Genomic DNA, 19,539 nt, shown 5'->3' with positions numbered 1-19,539 from the left:
CTACACCATCAACGGCAGATGCTGCCTGACCAGCAACCCCAAGGGGATCTCCTCGACGTCCAGTTGCAGCAGCACCAGGCCGAAGGCGTGCGCCCGGGTGAACTCCTGACGCGCCCCCTTGCTCTGCTGCCAGCCGGGCAGAAACGCCACAGCTTCGCACTCCATCAGCATGGGGATGGCGATCCGCATATAGGCGTCATGCTCCCAGCCATCCGGCAGCACGGCGGGGTTCATCACCCTGGCCCCCTGCCCTTGCAGGTAGGCCTCGGCGGCGAAGAACGCGGGCCGGTTGAACTGCGGCAGGCCCGTCATGGGCCCCGCCACATACACCTTCACCCCGGCCAGGTCGATCAGGCCACGCTCATTCAGTTCCTTCGGTTTAACGGTCATGATGGGCCTCCCCGGCCAGATCGCGATTCACACGGTTGAGCGCCACCAGCACCAGCTTGGTGATCGCCAGCAGCAGCGTGCCCAACCACACCAGCAGCAATAGGATGGCCCGCAGCGGCGCCAGCAACAGGCGCACGACAGGCCGCGGGAACATCACCAGCACCCAGCCCGCCAGGATCACCCACACCACCGGCGCCTGCAGCATCTGCCAGCCCATGCCCCCCTCATAGGGCACCATCGCAAGCACAAACAGCGCCACGAACAGGTACATCAGCACAAAGAAGGCCTTAGCCATAGCTCGCCTCCTTGGTCTTCGCCGCCAGCTCGGAGAGCTCACGGCACGCCGACACCAGCCGTGGCTCATCGAGTAACGCCGCCTCGTCCTCGTGCACCTCTTCCCGCCAAGCACGCAGCGCTACCCATATCAGCACCAGCAACACGGCCAGCAGCAGCGCCCAGCCGACGATCAACACCCCAAACAATATGCCTATCTTCATCCCTTCCTCCCCCTCCCGGTGGTGGCTTGATGGGCTGCCTTGTGCATGGCAGTCCCGACGATCTCTCCTATCTCGGTGCTCCAGGCACCAAACCCGATATCGTGGATCACCCACATCCCTATCGACACACAGATACCGGCCTCCTGCGCTTTCACCAGCTCCTCGATGCCCAGCAGCGGCGCTTGCCAATCCCGGGTCGGGGTGTGCTGGGCGTAGTAGTGCATCATGCTGCACCGTCTTTGGCTCTGGCGATGGCAGATTCCACAAGTTGCTTGACCGGAGAATTGCCGGTCCCGTTGTAGAGGTAGCCATCAGCATCATTTTTCTGTACGGCAACAAGCGCAGCGAGTAGCTCGTCGCGTTGTTGCTCCAGCTCCAGAAGCTCTGCGCCAACGGCAGCAACCAGCCCTTTCTGTTCCAGCTCATCAGTCGGCAGGCCACGGCACGCATTCACGCAGGCCACGATACGGCGAGCATTGTCCCGCTGTTCATCACTGAACTCCCTGTCGTCAACATCAATCCACAGGCGAGCGATGATTCCTCCGTTTGATGCACGAATCTGAATGAGCTCATCTTCATCCAGGTTTACTTCAACGGCCTCCCACGGTTCCTTGCCATATTTACTCATGATCCCACCCTCACCAGCTCCACCGCCTTTCCCCGGATCCGAGAAGCCTCTGCTCGAGCCTCCTCGGCCCCATCCCACACCAGGTAATACCCGGCACCGGTGGCGGCATCGGTCTTGCCCAGGGTGTCCAGCGAGTTCGACACCTCCAGGTGCACCCGCTCCCCCACCCAGCCCCGCACCGGCGGATAGATGACCACCCGGCAGAACTGCGCCTCACGCACATCGCGCTCTACGTTCGCGTTGAATTGACCAGCCATCACCGAATCCTCCCCGTGATCGTCACACCCTCACTGCGCAGCTCTGCCAGCAGTTGCTGCAACTCGGCCTGCACCGCTTCATCGGTAACCTGGCGGTCACGCACATAGACCCGGGCCTCCGCCTGCATCTCGCAGGCACGGATGGAGATCTGGCGACCAGCAGGGGCACACTTCGGTACCGGATTGCGCTGCAAGATGGCGGCTTTGACCTCGGCCGGGCGCGGGGCAAACTGGCGGCTGGTATCGCCTGCCAGCTCCAGCACCGCTTCGGTGATTTGGTCAGGGGTCAGCCCGCTCAACTGAAGACCCCACGCCATCGCAACCCCGCGAACGTTGCTGTCGAGCTGGTTAGCACTGGCAGGCCAGAGACCGGCCATCAGCGGCAGCAGTTCATCGGCCAGAAATACCGACATGTTTACACTCAGCTGCATGACTTCAGGCACGGCAGGCAGAGCAGCTGATTTACAGAGGTGTGTTGCGGTCATAGCCGACCCCTCCCGTTGCGGCCATGATGGCCTGGGCCTGCTGCTGGGCCTGCGCCAGATTGGACAAGGGCCGCTTGCGCTCGAAGCCCTCCCACTCCCCGTTCACGCAGCGCGGGCGGCCGATGGCATCCCATCGCTTGGCCGCGGCCAGATACCCGTCAAACTTCTGCGGGGCGAATACCGTCATCGGGCGCAGGTACTCGCTCATCTTGAGGTCCGCCGCCCAGTGCGCGGTCTTGAAGTCCACCACGAGCTGCAGGTCTGCAACCGAGTAGCCGTCTGCCAGACGGGCGTTGATGTTCTGCAGGGCGGTGGGCTTGGCCTGATAACGGCGAACGGCTACCGCGTTGAAGTGTGCCAACACGGCCTTGGCATCCACGCTGACGGCCAGGGAGGCTGTGCCCTTCCGGTCGCGTTCGGTTTCGTCAGAAACCGGACAAGAGATCTGTTTAAGATCCTCTGTAGTTTCCTTTTCTTTTACTTCTTGTTCTGTTGTCGCGACGGTCGGGGCCCCGATGGGCGGGACAGTGGGCGCCCCATCAACCACATTCAAACCCGCGCCAGACAAGGGATTGAGCGGGACACTCTGCGCCCCGGTCGGTACCCCGATGGGCGCCCCATTTGTCGCGCCCTCAAACTGCTCTGTTGCGAATGATTCGCAATTATTTGTGACCGGCTGCACGGCAGCCTGATAGTCGTCGTAGTTGCAGATCTCGATGATGGTTCCCCAGGGGGTGCCACGCAGCTCAATCATCCCCTCCTTGGCAAACCAGGCCAGCATGCGCTCGGTTCCCTTCTTGTCGAGCCCACGCCCCCGCTCATCACGAAGCTGCATACCCAGCTCGGTGGCGCTGATCACCAACTGGCCCCGCAGCAGATGCCAGTCACGCCCCTTGTAGTGCACCGGGCCAGCCTCATAGGCTGCCATGCCGATCAACCGCATCCAGGCCGCCAGCTTGGTGGCATTGCGGGCCCACTCTGCTTGCAGCAACGAGCGCCAGCACACCACATAGCCGCTGCGACGGTTGTCACTCATGTTGCACACCTTCTTTCGGGCCGGGGCGGCTACCTGGGCCAAAAGCCTCACAACTTCACCCATGGTGACCTCCCATGTGTTTCAGTTGGGCAAACACCATCCTGGCCTGTTCAGCGCTGATGGGTAACGCCAGTCCCATCACCACCAGCCGGTACCCATTGACGAACTGCAACCTCGGCATTGCTTGCCGGACAGCTCCCAGTTGGATAAGATCTTTCATGTTCACATCCTCTTGCGATGTTTGAACCATGGCCCCGACTGTTAGCGCAGTGCGGGGCCGCTCTTTTCTACTTGCTGGATGTCGTCGGCAGCTGTCGCACATTGGCACCGGTGCTGCTGATCAGTGCCATCACATGCTCGGCAGCCTGGGTGCCGATGCGCTCGATTTGCCCCTGTTCAATCCTGTCGATAAACCCGTCCGCCCGAGCATCGTGAATGGCCTGCATCAGCTTGCCGAACACCGCCTGAGCCAGCAGCACCTGCTCAACCAGGTCGTCATCGCTCACGACACCGATCGGCAAGTCCACCAGCACCTTGCCCCGACTGACCGCCCAGGCGTCGAGGATGGCGTTGTCACCCGTGATCTCGGTGACGGCGACCGCCTCGGCCAGGGTGAGATGGCGGTCGTCGCAATCCGGGTTGAGCTTCTTGCAAAACTCCGCCGGCTTGCGCCCCATCAGTCGCGCCAGCTCACTGGCGTTGAACCGGTGGCCAATGCCATAAGCCGCAGCCATCACGTCCGATGACCGGAAAACCGCCCTGACTTTTGCCGTGGTGTCATTCCGTTGCTCTGTCATAGTGATCCCTAACGGTTGGTTATAATTGCTCGGTGAATGCTGATACAATCGCCCGCCCTTCGTCGGTCAGAGGCAATTCAGCGAGTTCAGATTGGCTCAAACCTTGCTGCTTGAGCTTGGCCACCCAGGTGCTTGGCACCTTGCCACGCCTGAAGGCGTTGCTGACGCCCTCCGGGGTGATGCCGAGTGCAGCCGCGATGGCACTCTTGGTACCGAATCGAGTTAACAGGGTATGCATGGCGTCCTCTGGCGTTTAACACACACAGAATCATAACTCTTGGTTAGCAAAGATCGCAAGAGGTTAAAGTTGGGTCAAATTGACAAACAATAACTGGACGTTAGGAAATGGATGAGAAACAGACACCAATGGCGCGTTATGAAGCCGACAAGATGGCATTCTCGGAGCGACTCAATGCCGCTCTCGATGAAATGGGCTGGCCCGTCAGAGGCCGGATAGCTCGGCTGAAACGCACGTTGCGGGAAGACCTGTCTGAGGTCTCGGTAGGGAAATGGCTGAAAGGCGAAGGGCTGCCAGAGGTAAAACGGCTGGGAGAACTCTCGCGCATCACCGGCAAGAGCGTGCAGTGGTTGCTGACAGGCACCGATGCGGGTGACGGTAATGTCGAGCCGCAGCCGTTCCCTGTCTACCAGGTGCCCCTGATCTCCTGGGTCAGCGCCGGGGAGTTCAAAGACTGCGGCGATATACCAAGTCTGGAAGAGGCAGAAGAGGTCACCATCAGCCCAGTTCGCGTCAGCACCCGGGCCTATGCCGTGCGGGTGAAGGGCGACTCCATGGTCGCGCCCATGGGGGGCAAGTCATACCCTGACGGCACTATCATCATCGTGGATCCTGAAGTGGAACCCGCCCCAGGGAAGAAGGTGATCGCCCGCTATGGCAGCGACATGACCTTCAAAGAGCTGGTGATGGATTCCGGTACCTGGTGGTTAAAACCCCTCAACCCGCAATACCCCCTGCTGCCGGTCAATGAAGACGTGCAGATCTGCGCCGTACTGGTCTGCTCGGTGATGGTCGAGTAACGCCAATCCGCAATCGGGTTATGAATCTGCATCGCGATTTGCAAGCAACTGCCGCTTGAGCAGGTCGAACTCCTGCATGGTGATCTCCCCGTGCTCACGCAGCCACACCAGTTTTCCGAGCTCATCTGCCACACTGCTGCCGTGCTCAGGCCTCACCGCCTGAGCGGCGCACTGATGGATCAACCCCTCGACCCGCGCTGCCCACACCTCTGCTGACCGCCTGGCCTGCGCCACTGCAGCCGAATCCGCCCGATACTCCCCAGCAAGAAGGGTGATGCTCAGTAGTTGATAATCGGGCTCCCTAGTGGTGATCAACACCTGTACCAACGACACGGTCCCCGTGCTGGTTTGCTTGGCGCTTAGCCCGCCCAGCAATACGCCGACACCGCCCATCAACACACCGCCCACCAGCGCCCTGCCGATCTGACTGCCGCCCTGCGTCTTGGTGTGCGTGGCACCGGCCGTCTCCCTGATCTTGACCCCGATCACCTGCGTGCCCTGGATGATCTTGCGGGCACGGATACGCCCATCGAAATAGCGCACCGCCAGCCGGTTGCGGATCATGTCTATCCCCACCCCCTCCCAGCCCCCATCAGACCAAGTGTGGTACGTGGCCACGAACGCCTCTTGCTGCTGCTTCACAGCCAACTGATGGGCCAGGTCGGCCCCCACCCCGCCAAGCAGCGTGGACCCGCATTGCGGGCACAGGCTCTCACCTTCCTCGATCAGCGCATGACACGCTCGACACTCCATCAAAATGCTCACTCGGAATCCCTCCCTTCAGCACGCCCCAGTTTTGCACCAAATGAGCCTGAATGAAAAAAAACCTGAAAAACTAACTTTCGGGTATTGACCGAAAACAAACCTGATATATGCTAACCAAAAGTTAGCAATCAAATTCAGTGCGAAAGACGACCCCAGCCGGAGGGCCAGCACAACACTGGCAGCGGTGGTAACAAACCGCTTGGGGACATAACACCGGCAACCGGGCTGATTCACCTCCCCGCGCTCCCTTGGCAAGGCTGGAATGCGTGCCGACCAAGGTGAACGGAAATTCAAATCAGTGACCGGCTGGCAGCTGGAAAGACAGCGCAGTTGAAGTGATAGCGAACGAAGCGAGTGGCGGGTCTGACTCCCCAGCCACCCACCCGGTGAAAGGCCGGGACACAACTGAGGTTGCATTGGTGCCAAATATCCCACCCCGGTGATGGCGCAAATTGGCTTGGGGCGCGGCCAGTGCAACCCCAGTTGTGGTGACAGCCATCCCATCCGCTGCATGCAGCCGGGAGGTGCCGATAGGAAGTGCAATCGTAGGCCGCCACAGCAAACCCGTCAGTTGGGCAAGTCGAAAGACCCCAGCGCTGACTCCGGATAGGGCAACCGGCAGGATGCAGATCAACGAGGCGGCGCTGCAACCACGATCCCGTCTAGTTCGTAGCAACACGCGCTGCGTGTTTATCCGAACCGAGCTTGCTGGAAGGTGAGCACACAACTGCATTGGTACTGCGCGACCAGACGCGAAACTGGCACGGAGTGGATATGAGAAAGGAAGCTTAAATCCGAGGCACCCTCCAGAAATGGATGCGCCCGAATGAATATCGGAGCCTGCTTCTCAATCAGTGCCAATGACAGTTGTGGTGAATGCGCAGGCTGATGCGACGCCCAGCGGTGCGGTTCAAGTCCATGAGGGTCTTCCTCAAAAACAGAGTGTGCCGGGATCAGCTCCGGCCACCACAGCCAACCGATTTGACCACCCAAGGAGGTGATCATATCTCCCACCGCAGGGTTAAGCGGTCGCCTGGTCCCGCTGTGAAGCGCCACCCAGGCCCTCGCCGAGAGGCGACAGTTTCGATAGGTAGGTCTGCCCGTGAGGGCGCACCGGTACCGACAGCAAGAACGGCTGACTCACTGTGAAGTGCTCAAGCCACCCCCACAGGTGCAACGCATGTGGTTACTACTCCTGATGTTGATCTGGCTGCTCGGGCTGGCAGCTGACCAACTTGCAATACCAGCCGTCACCCACCTGACGGCGCCATCAAGGGCAGCACAACCGCCCACGCTGGCACAGGGCTCCGGGCCCTGACCAATCAGCCCGAGTTGTTCTCTCCTGGCCCCGGCAACGGGGCCCTTATCCCACAAGCGATAGCGGCCCAACAGCGGGTCACGGCCTCCTATTGCCTGTCGCTTGTGTGATGAGACCAATTTCAGAAATAGCGGAGGCAGCCATGCACCCACGCGAGTTCATTGCCAAGCACATCAAGGCAACGCTGGAGAAGGAGGAATTCCCCCCCCATGCGGTCTCGCTGGGGGTGAGAGAAGCCACCGTCTACTTCGACCGAACCCCCAGCTTCGCCAAGGGGAAGGTGTTCGATGAGTGCCTCAAGGCGGCCCGCGCAGTAGCCAGGGTCGCAAAGAAGGCCAAGCCCTGATCCGGGGAGCTGGTCGCAACGAGTGAGGGAAAAATCATGATCAACGAAAGCCAGAAAGCGGATTTGCCGGCATCACTTGCTCGCGGAGCACCGCTGAGCAGCGACTCATGGTCTGACTTCGTGGCAAGACTGCGCCACGACTGCGTGGGTGAAGGCGTTCATGACCACTGCACCGCTGATGCCATCTTCAAGGTCGAGGCCCGCGTGATCATTTACGGGATAGACCGCGCCTACACCGACAAGCAAGCGGTGATTTGTGATGACTCCACCTGGTTCAGCCCACTGGAATACTGGGAGGACCTCGATGATGAGCAGCAGTCACGGCTCAATCAGGTAGTTCAGCAATCGCACGAGTGCAATTTCCTTGGGCTTGATGAGAGCGACCAATGGGACCTGCTCGATGAGATTGACGACCACAGCGTTGTGGGATGGGACGAAAAGTGGGAGCACGTAAACAGCCACTTCACCAAGGATGCAGCTGAGGCGTTCATCGAGCGCAAGCGGCATGACTACCGCAAAGGCATCCGGGTCTATGTCGATGCCCAGACCCATTGCTGGGAGTACAACACCATCAAGGAGGCCATTCTTCAAGGCCGGATCGGGCTGACCGATGAACTGCAGCGGGTTAAAGAAGAACAGACCGCTCTCATTGAGTTCATCAAAAGTACAGCGGATGTTCTGGATGAGTTGAGTAGTGAAACCAATACCTCGCGCCTCAAAGGTGGAGCCGCAGGTGCAGCGTCAGGTTTGCGCAAGGCGGTTGCTCGCCTTTCAGAAGCGTTTTGTGTGGAGAGTGCAGCATGAACCACTACGCCCAAGCGCTGGCCGAACTGCAGACCCAGCCTGACCACGAGCTCAAACAGATAGGCGACCAATGGCAGACCCCCAAGGCGCTGGCCTGGGGCCTGTTCCACCAGTTCGCCCCCATCCTGGGGCCAGTGGTGCTCGACATGTTCGCCGATGACTGCAACGCCCTGGTACCGAACTACTACGACGCCGAAGACAACGCACTCACCCAGGAGCTGGCCACCGACCTGCGCCGCCTGGGTGGCGCCGCCTTTGGCAACCCGCCCTACTCCCGCCCCTGCACGGATAGCGAGGGCAATCCCATCACCGGAATGGAGGCCATCCTCAACTACTGCCGCGAGCAACGGGCACAGGGCGCCAAGATCATGCTGCTCATCAAGGCCGCAACCAGCGAGACCTGGTGGCCGGAGGATGCCGACTTTATCCAGTTCATCAGCGGTCGTATCGGCTTTGAGGTGCCGAGCTGGTACGTGCCCCACGACCCGAAGAAGGACAAGCCCAGCGCCAGTGGCTTCGCCTCCGCTGTGGTGATCTTCGATACCAGCTGGCAGGGGGAACGCCGCCCCGAGGCGCGACTGCGCCGTGACGACCTCATCACCACCGGCACCATCATCCTCGACATGATCCACCGCCAGGCGGTGGAGCTAACCCTGGCGGCCAAGCGGGTCATTGACGCCGGGGATATGGTTGCGCAGGAGCTGTTGCCAAGCGCCGAACCATATCGGGAGATCATCGTAGCCAAAACCAAGTCAGGACAATGGTCTGTGCGCCATCTGGTCGGCGGTGAAGAGATTGGCGGGATCGGCGGTTGTGGATCCTGTGCCGAGGCCATCAGCGCCGCCGCAGAGTGTGGCTGGAAGTTGGACAAGCTGACAGTCATCGAGTCAGTGCATGCCCAGGCTGCAGCTACGCCCAGCCCGCATCCGGACTACGTCGATGCTGACCGTATCATGGCCAAGCAGCTCGAGTGCAGCGACCTGGGCGAAGAACAGCAGGCCATGGTCAGGGGCTATGTGCAGGGTTGGCTGGACGAGCCGTATCCGCTCTCCGAGATCTTCTATCGGCTCGATCTGGCCGTCGCCAACCTGCTGGCCGGCAAGCCTATCCATCAGGGCTTTGTCGCAGAAGATAGTCGTTCCCCTGCCCTGCCCCACTGGCAACGCCACCCCGCGGTGAAGGGGGTCATCTACCAGATCGACGATGCCGACATCCTGACCCCGGCCAAGACCGCCGAGCTGGCCGCCTGGATCATCGACAACCTAACGGCCCCCGGCGACCTGCTGGAACAGGCCACCGCCAAAGCCGCCGAGCTGCTGGCGAAGAGTGCCGCACCTGTGCAGAGCGAACTGCAGCTCGAGCTGTTGGCTGGGTCTGATCCAGAACCGGATACCCTCCAGCAAGACGAGGCCCCCAACACCAAGCCGCTGGAAGACTGGGCCTTCGACTACCAGAACGACGAGCTCAATCTGGGCGGCGCCGAGTGGTCGTGCTTTGTCGCCGTGCTGACCGTGCTCTACGGCGCCAAGGAGCACTACACCGCCCGGGAGGTTGCGATCGCCATCTCGGTCAGCGACGAGCAGCTCATGGACGAATACACCACTCTGGACGAGGAAGCCAAGGTGCTGCTGCGCAAGACTGTCTCCACTCTGAAGCAGGTTGAGGGATACAACTTCACAGAGGCCTTCACCATGCTCGACCTGCACCGCCAGGAGGCCGTCATCGCCTTGCTGAACGCCCTGCATAACGAGCCAACCCTCAGCCCCGTCACGCAAAAGAGCGTGATGATCAACGCCATTACCCGAGTGAATGAGGTGATGGCATGAGCAACTCACTTCGCCGCTCCCGCGCTGTCAGGGCCAAAGTGACCGGGGCCCCGCTCAACCTGGACTCTGCCATCAACGTGGACCTGTTCGCCGGTGGCGGCGGTGCCAGCACAGGGATCGAACGCGGTCTGGGGCGCCAGGTGCACATCGCCATCAACCACAACCCCAAAGCGCTCTCCATGCACCAGGCAAACCACCCGGAGGCCCTGCATCTGCAGGAGGATATCTGGGCCGTTGATCCAGTTACGGTGCTGGCGGGGCGCTCGGTCGGTTGGCTGCATGCCAGCCCGGACTGTACCCATCACAGCCAGGCCGCCGGCGGTCAGCCGCGCAAGCAGGAGATCCGCAGCCTCGCCTGGGTGATCACCAAGTGGCTGGCGCTGGGCAAACCTGCCGTGCTCTCCATGGAGAACGTCAAGCAGATGCGCACCTGGGGGCCCCTCGTCGCCAAGCGGGACAAGGCAACCGGCCGGGTGATCAAGCTGGTCGAAGTTCAGCGCGGCAAGAAGACCAAGATCGAACAGCATATCGCCGAACCCGGGGAGCGGGTGCCACGCCAGCAGCAATACCTTGTGCCGGATCCCAAGCGGGCAGGCCAGACCTGGCGCCGCTTTCTGGCCAGCATCGAACGCATGGGATATGAGCTGGACCATACCGTCAAGAATGCAGCCGATTACGGTGCGGCCACCAGCCGCCAGCGCCTCTACCTCGTTGCCCGCCGGGACGGGGAACCAGTTTGCTGGCCAGCACCGACCCATTGCAAGGCACCGGCACCAGGCAGCCACCTCAAGCCGTATCGGGTAACGGCGGATCACATCGACTGGTCTATCCCGTGTCCCTCTATATTCCTCACCAAGGAAGAAGCCCGGGCAAAGGGCCTGAACGTCAAACGCCCACTGGCCGATGCCACCCTGGAGCGTGTGGCAATCGGGGTGATCCGCGAGGTGCTGACCAATCCCAAGCCCTTCATCATCGAGCTGGCCAACTGGTCAGGGCGAGGTATCGATTCGGTTGATGCCCCGCTTCGCACCATTACCGGCTGGCCCAAGGGGGGAGCGTTTGCCGTCTGCAACCCGAGTCTGGCCCCTCTTGTGGTGCGCCACTTCGGTAAAGGAGGCGAGCACGGGGTGAATGAACCTGCTGCGGCCATCATGGCCGGCGGCGGTGGCAAGTCCATGCTGGCGGCCCCCTTGATGGTGCAGGCCAACGGAGGGTTCAACACCGTGCCGGCCAGATCCGTGGCTGACCCATGCAGCACCATCACCTCGAGCGGCAGCCAGCAGCAACTGGCCTCCGCTTTCATGGTGCATCTGCGCAAGAACCTGCCGCCGAGCACTCCTGAGAGCCAGCTCCCCACCATCGTTTCAGCGGGCCAGCATCACGCTCTGGTGCAGACCGTGATGGCGAGCCCGGGTGAGTTTGGCCTGACACCGGAGCAAGAGGCCGGGGCCCTGCGGGTCAGCGCCTTCCTGATGCGCTACTACTCGAGCGGCGGGCAGTGGGGTGCTGTCACCGACCCGATGCACACCATCACCACCAAGGACCGGCTGGCGCTGGTAACCGTGACCTGGTGCGGCAACACCTGGGTGATCGTGGATATCGGCCTGCGCATGCTGGTACCGAAGGAGCTCTATGGCTGTCAGGGCATGCCACGCCACTACATCCATGACCGCGGCCACGACGGCACCCCGCTCTCCATCACCGATCAGGTGCTGATGGTTGGCAACAGCGTCAGCCCGCCGCCGATGGCGGCCATTGCCAGAGCCAACAACCCGTACAAGCACCTGCAAGCCAGGAGGGCAGCATGACCAAGCAGCAAGCCGCCGGGATCACCATCCTGGTGCTCAATACACTGGCCGCGCTCATTGCGCTGGCGCTGATATAGGAGTCCACATGAGCAAGCACACGGATGACTACGCCGTTGAACGATTCGCCATTGCCATGAAGGCGAAACTGGCTGATGCACGGGCCAAAGGCCGGGGTGGCTGGGATGACCCGTCCTCCTGTTCAGTCGAACACCTTGCCGCGCTTTTGATCGGACACCTTGGCAAGGGGAACCCAGGCAATTTCGAGGACATTGCCAACCTGGCGATGATGCTCCACCAGCGAAGGGCAGACCCAGCAATTCTGGCCGGCACGCTGATTGCGCCTGCCGTGCCGAAAGGCTGGAAGCTATTGCCGATTGAGCCACTACTCAACATGATGAGCGACAGAGACCACGACACCCGGATTACGGCCGAGCGTGAATTACTGGCCATACTCGCCGCCGAGCCAGCGCCGCAAGTGCAATCATCTGCCCCCCATCAGAGCTTAATTGATTGGGCTGTTACAAGCTGGCACGAACAGGTTGCACACCGCCCTATGGAGAACGTTTATCGCCGCACCTTAGATAGCGTATGGCGACAGGTTATCCGGTTTGCTGGTGAAGACCCTCAATCCATTATTGGCCCGTCACATGATGACTTGCTCCAACAAGAGCAAAAGCCAGAACACGGTGAAGAATGAGCATCGTTCAGGACGTTGCCGAGTGGATTCATGCCCGAACCGGCGGCGCCATCAGTGCCGAGGTGTCCGCCGAGTTCTCCCTCACTGTCAGTGAGGCCAGCATCGTGATGGGCCAGATCCACCGAGAGTCCCGCTTCACCACCCGGATTGAACACTTCTGCATGGTTGGGGATAACGGTCGTGGGCGCCATACCCGCCGCCTCTTCGTTGACGCAGTCAAACCGCCGCAGTGGCGCAAGACCCCGGTGGTCGGCATCAATGGGGATCAGGTCGTCCGGTTCGACAGTGTCACGGATGCCGAGACCAAAGGCGGCTTTGTCAGGGTCGGTATCACCCGCTGCCTTGCTGGCCAGCAGGAAAAACACGGCGGCTACCGCTGGCAGATCGACACAACCAAAGGAGCAGGCCAATGCACCGCTATAGCTACACCCTGAATGCGGCCACCGAATTAGGGGCAGCACCGGATCGCCTGACCGGGACCATCGAGGCGCACCACCCGATGACCCACCAACAGATCCGGCTGGCCGCCATCGACATGGCACCGGCCCAGTATTTGAACTTCAACGAACTGGAGTACCAGGAGATTGAATCACCCCTGAATTAAATGCCCGGCCATTATGGCCTGGGTGTAACGAACCACGACTGTCCGGGAGGACACGATGCACATCAAACTTTACCAGCGCAATTATCGGGATGACCTCAAGCAGGCCATCCAGCAGGAGCATGCCGGCAACCACCATGATGCGGCCCTCTCCTACAAGAAAGCCCAGCACCACGCCACCAGCGCCAACATGCTGGAGAAGGCCAAGTTCGCGATGGCTCGCCGCATCCACTGCCTCAAGCAGGCAAAGGATCCCGAATGGAGGCAGGTCAACACGAAGTTCCAACAGCTCTATCAAGCCCAGGAGCATCGTTAATGGCCAGCCGCGGTATCAACAAGGTCATCCTGATCGGCAACCTGGGTCAGGATCCGGAAGTGCGCTACATGCCAGGCGGGATCGCTGTCACCAACATCACCTTGGCGACCTCCGACACCTGGCGCGACAAGCAGACAGGGGAGCAGAGGGAGCGCACTGAGTGGCACCGAGTGGTGTTTATGGGAGTGCTGGCTGAAGTGGCAGGGAAGCACCTGAAGAAGGGCTCTCAGGTCTACGTAGAGGGAAAACTGCAGACTCGCAAATGGCAGGACCAGAGCGGACAGGAACGCTACACCACCGAGGTACTCGTAGACAGCTTCACCGGTGTGATGCAGATGTTGGGAGGGAACGGAGGAGGGAAACAGCAGGGATCTAGCAGCCAGCCAAGGCAAATTCCACATCCGGCCCCAGCGCCGGCCAGCAACGAACCACCAATCGATTATGACGACGATCTGCCATTCTAGGCCAATGAAAGACAGTGGCTCCATGGGGCCGCTCTTCTCGCCGTGAGGCGTAAAGGAGACATGAATATGCATCAGAAAGTGGTTGTGATGGAACGCCCCAGCTGGGTTCTGCCTAGGGTTTTGGGGGAGATGTTCGGGTACACTGAGAAGGCCATCAGCGAGAAGCGGAAGAAGGGCCAGCTTATTGAAGGGGTCCACTACAAATTGGCCCCGGATGGAAAGTATGTCTATCACTGGCGGAGATATGAGGATTGGCTGACCGGAACCAAGAACTGATCGACATTGTTGCGGTAACACCGGGTGTCGAACTGCACGGCAAGAGCCTGCGCATCGACTTCCGATTCCACGGCAAGCGATGCCGGGAAACGCTCAACATGCCGGCCACCAAAGCCAACATCAAGCACGCCTCCCGCAAGCGGGAGGCTATCCTGCATGAAATCGCCATCGGTGTCTTCGACTACGCCAAACACTTCCCAGACAGCAAGAACGCCCACCGGTTCGCCGGCACGACCGCAAGCAGGGACATCTCTCTGGGCGACTTGGTAGAGCACTACCTGAAGATCAAGGATGTGGACATAGGCGATAACGCCCGTGGCCGATATCGCTCAATCCTGGGGATGCTGGCATCTGACCTGGACCACACCCGGGTCGTCAGCACCTTCCGGACCGAAGACCTGCAGCAATGGCGCCGGTACCTGATGACCGAGCCGCGTAACAGAACCAGCAAGCCCTTGGCTCCGAGATCGGTCAACTACTACATGATGGTCGCCGCTGGGCTGTTCAACTTCGCCAAGCAGAACGGCTACACCCATCAGGACCTTTCTTCAGTGCTGACCAAGGTGGAAGTGATCCGGGATAAACCAGACCCATTTGATCAAGATGAGTTTCGTCGCCTACAGGAGTCTGCCAGGCACGACATGGACGCAATGTGGGTCCAGCTCGCCTGCTGGACAGGCATGCGCACTGGGGAGCTCTGCTCCCTGGCATGGGAGGATGTTGACCTGGAGCGCGGGGAATTGCAGATCCGCCGCAACATCACCCAGGCCCGCAACTTCAAGGTGCCGAAGACAGGTCATGAGCGCACGATTGTGCTCCTCCCACCGGCAATTGAGGCACTCAGACGCATGCGGCCAATGACAGCCATGCGCCAATCCCACTACATCAAGAAGACGCTGCGGGACCGCCGGCAGGTAGATGAAAAGGTCACGTTCGTGTTCAGCCCAGACGTCACCAGCAAAACACCCGGGCTCAGCATGTGCTACACGGCCTTCACCTTGGGCGACAAATGGGACAGGTTGATAAAGAGGGCTGGCATTCGCCGCCGAACCCAATACCATATGCGCCATACATTTGCTTGCTGGATGCTGACCGCTGGCGCAAACCCTGAATGGGTTGCGTCTTACCTTGGGCACGAGGACAGCACCATGGTGCGAACAGTCTATGGCAAATGGATCCCCGAACAAGACCGCGACGAAGCGGACAGGGTTTGGGGCAGGCTTGGGGCCAGCTTTTCAGATTTGGCCCCAATACAGCCCCAAGAATTTAAAGTTACTCAATAACAACCTGTAAATTAAAGAGAATTAGCCAATGGCTCAATTTATTTACACCATGAACAGGGTCGGCAAGGTCGTGCCGCCCAAGCGTCATATTCTCAAGAACATCTCCCTCTCCTTCTTCCCGGGCGCCAAGATAGGCGTACTGGGTCTGAACGGCGCCGGTAAATCCACCCTGCTGCGCATCATGGCGGGGATCGACACCGAGATCGAAGGGGAAGCCCGTCCGCAGCCCGGCATCAAGATCGGCTACCTGCCCCAGGAGCCGAAGCTGGATCCGGAGCAGACAGTCCGCGAGGCGGTGGAAGAGGCGGTCGGCGAGGTGAAACGCGCCATGGCTCGCCTGGATGAGGTCTATGCGGCCTACGCCGACCCGGATGCGGATTTTGACAAGCTGGCCCGCGAACAGGGCGAGCTGGAAGCCATCATCGCCGCCCAGGGTGGTCACAACATGGAGAACCAACTGGAGCGCGCGGCCGACGCCCTGCGCCTACCAGCCTGGGACGCCCAGATCAAGCACCTCTCCGGGGGTGAGCGCCGCCGGGTAGCCCTGTGCCGTCTGCTGCTGGAAAAGCCGGACATGTTGTTGCTGGACGAACCGACCAACCACCTGGATGCGGAATCCGTGGCCTGGCTGGAGCGCTTCCTGCACGACTACGAGGGCACCGTCGTCGCCATCACCCACGACCGTTACTTCCTCGACAACGTGGCGGGCTGGATCCTGGAGCTGGACCGCGGCGAGGGTATCCCCTGGGAAGGCAACTACTCCTCCTGGCTGGAGCAAAAAGACGCCCGTCTGGCTCAGGAAGCCAGTTCCGAAGCGGCCCGTCGCAAGTCCATCGAGAAGGAACTGGAGTGGGTACGTCAGAACCCGAAAGGCCGTCAGGCCAAGTCCAAGGCCCGTATGGCTCGCTTCGAGGAGCTCAACACCAACGACTACCAGAAGCGCAACGAGACCAACGAACTGTTCATTCCGCCCGGACCGCGCCTCGGCGACAAGGTGGTGGAAGTGGCGAACCTCTGCAAGTCCTACGGTGACCGCCAGCTGATCGACGATCTCTCCTTCTCCATTCCGAAGGGGGCCATCGTCGGCATCATTGGTCCGAACGGCGCTGGTAAATCTACCCTGTTCCGCATGATGTCGGGCCAGGAGCAGCCGGACTCCGGCACCATCACCCTGGGCGATACCGTCGTGCTGGCCTCCGTGGATCAGTTCCGCGACAGCATGAACGACAAGAAGACGGTGTTCGAAGAGGTCGCCGACGGTCAGGACATCCTGCGCATCGGCAACTACGAGTTCCCGAGCCGTGCCTACATCGGTCGCTTCAACTTCAAGGGCGCCGATCAGCAGAAGCGGGTCGGCGAGCTCTCCGGTGGGGAGCGCGGCCGTCTGCACCTGGCCAAGCTGCTGCAAACCGGCGGCAACGTGCTGCTGCTGGATGAACCGACAAACGATCTGGACATCGAAACCCTGCGCGCCCTCGAGAACGCCCTGCTGGAGTTCCCGGGTTGTGCCATGGTCATCTCCCACGATCGCTGGTTCCTCGACCGTATCGCCACCCACATCCTGGACTACCAGGACGAGGGCAAGATTGCCTTCTTCGAGGGCAACTTCACCGAATATGAAGAGTGGAAGAAGAAGACCTACGGCGCCGACGCTGTCCAGCCGCACCGCGCCAAGTACAAGCGCATCGCCAAGTAAGCGGCCACGCAGCCATGAACTGGAGCGAGGCGGCCCAAACGCACCGCTCCAGATACACCAGCGGACCGCCATGCAAGCGAAATGATGCATCACCCCATCGGGGTGATTGCAGCGTGACAAGGGGAGCCCAGGCTCCCCTTTCTGTTGCCTTTTCGCTTACACTCTCCCCGCGTTCCCCTACCGGCCCTACCAATGACCCAGACCAACGCCCCCCCGAAGAGACTCACCATCCAGATCCGGATCGAACCCGGCTGCCTGGGCCCGGATGGCAAGGCCCACATCGATACCTTCTGCGCCGCGGCCAGCCGGATCTTTGCCGCCATCGAACCCGAGCGGGTCAGCTGGGTGCTGCTCCCCCGTCACGACAAGCTGTTGCCCGAACAAGCCTACTTCATCGACGGGCGCACCCTGAGCGAAGCGCAGGCCAACCTGCTGCTGCAGCGCATGGGGCTGACGCTCACCACCTTGCAGGAGCACAGCGACGCCGTGCTGGCCCAGCTGGTGGAGCGCTATCTGAAGAGCCGCTGAGGGCCGCCCTCACGGAACAGGCCCCTATCGAGCCTGTTTTCAGAGGGCAAATGGCAAACGTTTGAATTTTTGCTCTATTCATTGATCCCCCTCGCAGATCCGGGGTTTGTAAACGCCGCCGCCTGTGTAAAAATGTGCGCGCTGTCACGGTATCAGGACGAGTCTGGTCGCTCAGTCGCCAGAAACAGGGCAACCCAGCCCCCATGGATGGAGTTGACTGTTCGCCTGCTGCTTATTTCACGTCACCCATTGGAATCCAACATGAATCAACCACACAACGCCACAGAGCAGGCAGCCAACCCGGCCGCCGGGCAAGGATTGCTCGAGCGCCTGTTTGCCCTGAAAGGCCACGGCACCACGGCCCGCACCGAGGTCATCGCCGGCATCACCACCTTCCTGACCATGGTCTACATAGTGTTCGTCAACCCGCAGATCCTCTCTGCAGCAGGCATGGACACCCAGGCAGTGTTCGTCACTACCTGCCTCATCGCCGGCATCGGCAGCATCCTGATGGGTCTGCTCGCGAACCTGCCCATCGCCCTGGCTCCGGCCATGGGGCTGAATGCCTTCTTCGCCTTCGTGGTAGTGGCCGGCATGGGCTACTCCTGGCAGGTCGGCATGGGCACCATCTTCTGGGGCGCCCTGGGTCTGCTGATCCTCACCCTGCTGCGGGTACGCTACTGGCTGATTGCCAACATCCCCCTCACCCTGCGGGTCGGCATCACGGCCGGCATAGGTCTGCTGATCGCCCTGCTCGGCCTGCACAACGCCGGCATCGTAGTGGCGAGCCCCGCCACCATGGTGACCGTGGGCAACCTCACCTCCCTGCCCTGCCTGCTGGGGCTGCTCGGCTTCTTCCTTATCTGCATCTTCTCCGCCCGCGGTGTGCACTCCGCCGTGCTGATCGCCATCGTGGTCACCACCACCCTGGGCTGGCTGTTTGGCGATGTGACCTTCAAGGGCTTCGTCTCTGTGCCGCCGAGCATCACCCCCGTCTTCGGTCAGCTGGACCTGATGGGGTCGCTGGACATCAGCCTGGCCGGGATCATCTTCTCCTTCATGCTGGTCAACCTGTTCGACTCTTCCGGCACCCTGATCGGCGTCACCAACCGCGCCAAGCTGGCCGATGATCGCGGCCACTTCCCACGCATGAAGCAGGCGCTGGTAGTGGACAGCGTGAGCTCGGTCGGCGGCGCCTTCATGGGCACCTCCTCCGTAACCGCCTACATCGAGAGCAGCTCAGGGGTGGCCGTCGGCGGTCGTACCGGCCTCACCGCCATCGTGGTCGGCGTGTTGTTCCTGCTGGCGATCTTCTTCTCCCCGGTCGCCGCCATGGTGCCGGCCTATGCCGCCGCCGGCGCCCTTATCTACGTGGGGGTGCTGATGTGCTCCGAGCTGACCCGGGTCAAGTGGGAAGACCTGACCGAAGCGGTACCGGCCTTCATGACCGCAGTGATGATGCCGTTCAGCTTCTCCATCACCGAGGGGATAGCCGTGGGCTTCATCTCCTACTGCGTGATGAAGGCGGGCACTGGCCGCTGGCGCGAGATCAACCCCTGCGTGCTGGTGGTAGCCCTGCTGTTCGTGCTCAAGTTCGTCTGGGTCGACAGCCACTAACCCGGCTTTCGCATACAAAAATGCCCGTCATCGACGGGCATTTTTTAGGCTATGTCCCAATTACGT

General features: G+C 60.9%; 28 protein-coding genes. 15 read left to right on the top strand and 13 right to left on the bottom strand.

Going from position 1 to position 19,539, the window contains the following annotated elements:
• The 11 genes from BN1127_RS03780 to BN1127_RS03730 form a co-directional block, all read right to left on the bottom strand.
• Complete coding sequence (locus BN1127_RS03780) at positions 1–390, bottom strand: DUF4406 domain-containing protein (protein ID WP_048824635.1); 390 nt, start codon at positions 388–390, stop codon at positions 1–3.
• Positions 380–685 (bottom strand): hypothetical protein, encoded by a 306-nt coding sequence (locus BN1127_RS03775; protein WP_042648549.1) that lies wholly within the window; start codon positions 683–685, stop codon positions 380–382. The genes BN1127_RS03780 and BN1127_RS03775 overlap by 11 nt, the downstream gene beginning before the upstream one ends.
• Positions 678–887 (bottom strand): hypothetical protein, encoded by a 210-nt coding sequence (locus tag BN1127_RS03770; protein WP_042648548.1) that lies wholly within the window; start codon positions 885–887, stop codon positions 678–680. Before BN1127_RS03770 ends, BN1127_RS03775 begins: the two co-directional genes overlap by 8 nt.
• Complete coding sequence (locus tag BN1127_RS03765; RefSeq protein WP_231557437.1) at positions 884–1,114, bottom strand: hypothetical protein; 231 nt, start codon at positions 1,112–1,114, stop codon at positions 884–886. Before BN1127_RS03765 ends, BN1127_RS03770 begins: the two co-directional genes overlap by 4 nt.
• Positions 1,111–1,515: a hypothetical protein gene (locus BN1127_RS03760; RefSeq protein WP_042648547.1), complete on the bottom strand. Its 405-nt coding sequence runs from the start codon at positions 1,513–1,515 to the stop codon at positions 1,111–1,113. The genes BN1127_RS03765 and BN1127_RS03760 overlap by 4 nt, the downstream gene beginning before the upstream one ends.
• On the bottom strand, positions 1,512–1,772 hold the full coding sequence (locus BN1127_RS03755) for a hypothetical protein (RefSeq protein WP_042648546.1): 261 nt from the start codon (positions 1,770–1,772) through the stop codon (positions 1,512–1,514). Before BN1127_RS03755 ends, BN1127_RS03760 begins: the two co-directional genes overlap by 4 nt.
• Positions 1,772–2,185, bottom strand: a complete 414-nt coding sequence (locus tag BN1127_RS03750) for a hypothetical protein (protein ID WP_231557436.1) — start codon at positions 2,183–2,185, stop codon at positions 1,772–1,774. Before BN1127_RS03750 ends, BN1127_RS03755 begins: the two co-directional genes overlap by 1 nt.
• Before the next feature lie 49 nt (positions 2,186–2,234).
• On the bottom strand, positions 2,235–3,293 hold the full coding sequence (locus BN1127_RS03745; RefSeq protein WP_231557435.1) for a conserved phage C-terminal domain-containing protein: 1,059 nt from the start codon (positions 3,291–3,293) through the stop codon (positions 2,235–2,237).
• Positions 3,294–3,348: 55 nt separating this feature from the next.
• Positions 3,349–3,513 (bottom strand): hypothetical protein, encoded by a 165-nt coding sequence (locus BN1127_RS03740; RefSeq protein WP_156139742.1) that lies wholly within the window; start codon positions 3,511–3,513, stop codon positions 3,349–3,351.
• A gap of 67 nt (positions 3,514–3,580) precedes the next feature.
• Entirely contained in the window at positions 3,581–4,090 is a 510-nt protein-coding gene (locus BN1127_RS03735; protein ID WP_033130552.1) for a phage regulatory CII family protein, read from the bottom strand.
• A 19-nt stretch (positions 4,091–4,109) separates the two neighbouring features.
• A complete protein-coding gene (locus BN1127_RS03730; RefSeq protein ID WP_033130551.1) occupies positions 4,110–4,328 on the bottom strand; it encodes a hypothetical protein in 219 nt (72 codons plus the stop codon).
• A gap of 107 nt (positions 4,329–4,435) precedes the next feature.
• On the opposite strand from BN1127_RS03730, the gene BN1127_RS03725 reads away from it, so the two are divergent.
• The gene (locus BN1127_RS03725) at positions 4,436–5,128 is read left to right on the top strand and encodes a LexA family protein (protein WP_081966135.1); all 693 of its coding nucleotides are present in this window, start codon (positions 4,436–4,438) and stop codon (positions 5,126–5,128) included.
• An 18-nt stretch (positions 5,129–5,146) separates the two neighbouring features.
• Here the strand turns inward: BN1127_RS03725 and BN1127_RS22345 are convergent, their stop codons facing one another.
• Both BN1127_RS22345 and BN1127_RS22005 read right to left on the bottom strand, forming a co-directional pair.
• Entirely contained in the window at positions 5,147–5,893 is a 747-nt protein-coding gene (locus BN1127_RS22345; protein WP_197069620.1) for a hypothetical protein, read from the bottom strand.
• Between the two features lie 690 nt (positions 5,894–6,583).
• The gene (locus BN1127_RS22005) at positions 6,584–6,898 is read right to left on the bottom strand and encodes a hypothetical protein (RefSeq protein ID WP_156139741.1); all 315 of its coding nucleotides are present in this window, start codon (positions 6,896–6,898) and stop codon (positions 6,584–6,586) included.
• Between the two features lie 455 nt (positions 6,899–7,353).
• Between BN1127_RS22005 and BN1127_RS03715 the strand changes: the two genes are divergently transcribed.
• From BN1127_RS03715 to BN1127_RS03650, 14 genes are all read left to right on the top strand, one after another.
• A complete protein-coding gene (locus BN1127_RS03715) occupies positions 7,354–7,557 on the top strand; it encodes a hypothetical protein (protein ID WP_042648543.1) in 204 nt (67 codons plus the stop codon).
• A 36-nt stretch (positions 7,558–7,593) separates the two neighbouring features.
• Positions 7,594–8,361 (top strand): hypothetical protein, encoded by a 768-nt coding sequence (locus BN1127_RS03710; protein WP_197069619.1) that lies wholly within the window; start codon positions 7,594–7,596, stop codon positions 8,359–8,361.
• A complete protein-coding gene (locus BN1127_RS22650; RefSeq protein WP_231557434.1) occupies positions 8,358–10,187 on the top strand; it encodes a phage N-6-adenine-methyltransferase in 1,830 nt (609 codons plus the stop codon). Before BN1127_RS03710 ends, BN1127_RS22650 begins: the two co-directional genes overlap by 4 nt.
• Entirely contained in the window at positions 10,184–11,995 is a 1,812-nt protein-coding gene (locus tag BN1127_RS03700; RefSeq protein ID WP_042648542.1) for a DNA cytosine methyltransferase, read from the top strand. The genes BN1127_RS22650 and BN1127_RS03700 overlap by 4 nt, the downstream gene beginning before the upstream one ends.
• Before the next feature lie 85 nt (positions 11,996–12,080).
• Positions 12,081–12,692 (top strand): hypothetical protein, encoded by a 612-nt coding sequence (locus BN1127_RS22000; protein WP_052833529.1) that lies wholly within the window; start codon positions 12,081–12,083, stop codon positions 12,690–12,692.
• Entirely contained in the window at positions 12,689–13,126 is a 438-nt protein-coding gene (locus BN1127_RS03690; RefSeq protein WP_042648541.1) for a hypothetical protein, read from the top strand. Before BN1127_RS22000 ends, BN1127_RS03690 begins: the two co-directional genes overlap by 4 nt.
• Positions 13,102–13,296 (top strand): hypothetical protein, encoded by a 195-nt coding sequence (locus tag BN1127_RS03685; protein WP_042648540.1) that lies wholly within the window; start codon positions 13,102–13,104, stop codon positions 13,294–13,296. Before BN1127_RS03690 ends, BN1127_RS03685 begins: the two co-directional genes overlap by 25 nt.
• Before the next feature lie 55 nt (positions 13,297–13,351).
• Positions 13,352–13,609 carry a hypothetical protein gene (locus BN1127_RS03680; protein ID WP_042648539.1) on the top strand — a complete coding sequence of 86 codons (258 nt, stop codon included), beginning with the start codon at positions 13,352–13,354 and terminating at the stop codon, positions 13,607–13,609.
• Positions 13,609–14,073, top strand: coding sequence for a single-stranded DNA-binding protein (gene ssb, locus BN1127_RS03675; protein WP_042648538.1), 465 nt, complete (start codon positions 13,609–13,611; stop codon positions 14,071–14,073). The genes BN1127_RS03680 and ssb overlap by 1 nt, the downstream gene beginning before the upstream one ends.
• A 66-nt stretch (positions 14,074–14,139) precedes the next feature.
• Positions 14,140–14,349, top strand: coding sequence for an excisionase family protein (gene xisR / locus BN1127_RS03670; protein WP_033130544.1), 210 nt, complete (start codon positions 14,140–14,142; stop codon positions 14,347–14,349).
• The gene (locus tag BN1127_RS03665; RefSeq protein ID WP_048824633.1) at positions 14,325–15,632 is read left to right on the top strand and encodes a site-specific integrase; all 1,308 of its coding nucleotides are present in this window, start codon (positions 14,325–14,327) and stop codon (positions 15,630–15,632) included. Before xisR ends, BN1127_RS03665 begins: the two co-directional genes overlap by 25 nt.
• A 28-nt stretch (positions 15,633–15,660) precedes the next feature.
• Complete coding sequence (gene ettA, locus BN1127_RS03660) at positions 15,661–17,328, top strand: energy-dependent translational throttle protein EttA (protein WP_005329110.1); 1,668 nt, start codon at positions 15,661–15,663, stop codon at positions 17,326–17,328.
• Between the two features lie 192 nt (positions 17,329–17,520).
• The gene (locus BN1127_RS03655) at positions 17,521–17,856 is read left to right on the top strand and encodes a hypothetical protein (RefSeq protein ID WP_005329107.1); all 336 of its coding nucleotides are present in this window, start codon (positions 17,521–17,523) and stop codon (positions 17,854–17,856) included.
• Between the two features lie 261 nt (positions 17,857–18,117).
• Positions 18,118–19,473, top strand: a complete 1,356-nt coding sequence (locus BN1127_RS03650; protein ID WP_041206332.1) for an NCS2 family permease — start codon at positions 18,118–18,120, stop codon at positions 19,471–19,473.
• Positions 19,474–19,539: the final 66 nt, after the last annotated feature.

The organism is Aeromonas media, assembly GCF_000819985.1.
Lineage (GTDB): Bacteria > Pseudomonadota > Gammaproteobacteria > Enterobacterales > Aeromonadaceae > Aeromonas > Aeromonas media.
Note: the sequence above shows the minus strand (reverse complement) of the source record. Positions and strands in the feature narration are given on the sequence as shown.

Coding starts and splice junctions, on each gene's coding strand:
- BN1127_RS03680 (WP_042648539.1), top strand. CDS start 13,352: ATGCACATCAAACTTTACCAGCGCAATTATCGGGATGACCTCAAGCAG.
- BN1127_RS03655 (WP_005329107.1), top strand. CDS start 17,521: ATGACCCAGACCAACGCCCCCCCGAAGAGACTCACCATCCAGATCCGG.
- BN1127_RS03725 (WP_081966135.1), top strand. CDS start 4,436: ATGGATGAGAAACAGACACCAATGGCGCGTTATGAAGCCGACAAGATG.
- BN1127_RS03775 (WP_042648549.1), bottom strand. CDS start 685: ATGGCTAAGGCCTTCTTTGTGCTGATGTACCTGTTCGTGGCGCTGTTT.
- BN1127_RS03750 (WP_231557436.1), bottom strand. CDS start 2,185: ATGTCGGTATTTCTGGCCGATGAACTGCTGCCGCTGATGGCCGGTCTC.
- BN1127_RS03700 (WP_042648542.1), top strand. CDS start 10,184: ATGAGCAACTCACTTCGCCGCTCCCGCGCTGTCAGGGCCAAAGTGACC.
- BN1127_RS03760 (WP_042648547.1), bottom strand. CDS start 1,515: ATGAGTAAATATGGCAAGGAACCGTGGGAGGCCGTTGAAGTAAACCTG.
- BN1127_RS03765 (WP_231557437.1), bottom strand. CDS start 1,114: ATGATGCACTACTACGCCCAGCACACCCCGACCCGGGATTGGCAAGCG.
- BN1127_RS03690 (WP_042648541.1), top strand. CDS start 12,689: ATGAGCATCGTTCAGGACGTTGCCGAGTGGATTCATGCCCGAACCGGC.
- BN1127_RS03710 (WP_197069619.1), top strand. CDS start 7,594: ATGATCAACGAAAGCCAGAAAGCGGATTTGCCGGCATCACTTGCTCGC.
- BN1127_RS22005 (WP_156139741.1), bottom strand. CDS start 6,898: ATGATCACCTCCTTGGGTGGTCAAATCGGTTGGCTGTGGTGGCCGGAG.
- BN1127_RS03685 (WP_042648540.1), top strand. CDS start 13,102: ATGCACCGCTATAGCTACACCCTGAATGCGGCCACCGAATTAGGGGCA.
- BN1127_RS22000 (WP_052833529.1), top strand. CDS start 12,081: ATGAGCAAGCACACGGATGACTACGCCGTTGAACGATTCGCCATTGCC.
- BN1127_RS03745 (WP_231557435.1), bottom strand. CDS start 3,293: ATGAGTGACAACCGTCGCAGCGGCTATGTGGTGTGCTGGCGCTCGTTG.
- BN1127_RS03770 (WP_042648548.1), bottom strand. CDS start 887: ATGAAGATAGGCATATTGTTTGGGGTGTTGATCGTCGGCTGGGCGCTG.
- BN1127_RS03735 (WP_033130552.1), bottom strand. CDS start 4,090: ATGACAGAGCAACGGAATGACACCACGGCAAAAGTCAGGGCGGTTTTC.
- BN1127_RS03715 (WP_042648543.1), top strand. CDS start 7,354: ATGCACCCACGCGAGTTCATTGCCAAGCACATCAAGGCAACGCTGGAG.
- ettA (WP_005329110.1), top strand. CDS start 15,661: ATGGCTCAATTTATTTACACCATGAACAGGGTCGGCAAGGTCGTGCCG.
- BN1127_RS03740 (WP_156139742.1), bottom strand. CDS start 3,513: ATGAAAGATCTTATCCAACTGGGAGCTGTCCGGCAAGCAATGCCGAGG.
- BN1127_RS03730 (WP_033130551.1), bottom strand. CDS start 4,328: ATGCATACCCTGTTAACTCGATTCGGTACCAAGAGTGCCATCGCGGCT.
- BN1127_RS03755 (WP_042648546.1), bottom strand. CDS start 1,772: ATGGCTGGTCAATTCAACGCGAACGTAGAGCGCGATGTGCGTGAGGCG.
- ssb (WP_042648538.1), top strand. CDS start 13,609: ATGGCCAGCCGCGGTATCAACAAGGTCATCCTGATCGGCAACCTGGGT.
- xisR (WP_033130544.1), top strand. CDS start 14,140: ATGCATCAGAAAGTGGTTGTGATGGAACGCCCCAGCTGGGTTCTGCCT.
- BN1127_RS22650 (WP_231557434.1), top strand. CDS start 8,358: ATGAACCACTACGCCCAAGCGCTGGCCGAACTGCAGACCCAGCCTGAC.
- BN1127_RS03650 (WP_041206332.1), top strand. CDS start 18,118: ATGAATCAACCACACAACGCCACAGAGCAGGCAGCCAACCCGGCCGCC.
- BN1127_RS03780 (WP_048824635.1), bottom strand. CDS start 390: ATGACCGTTAAACCGAAGGAACTGAATGAGCGTGGCCTGATCGACCTG.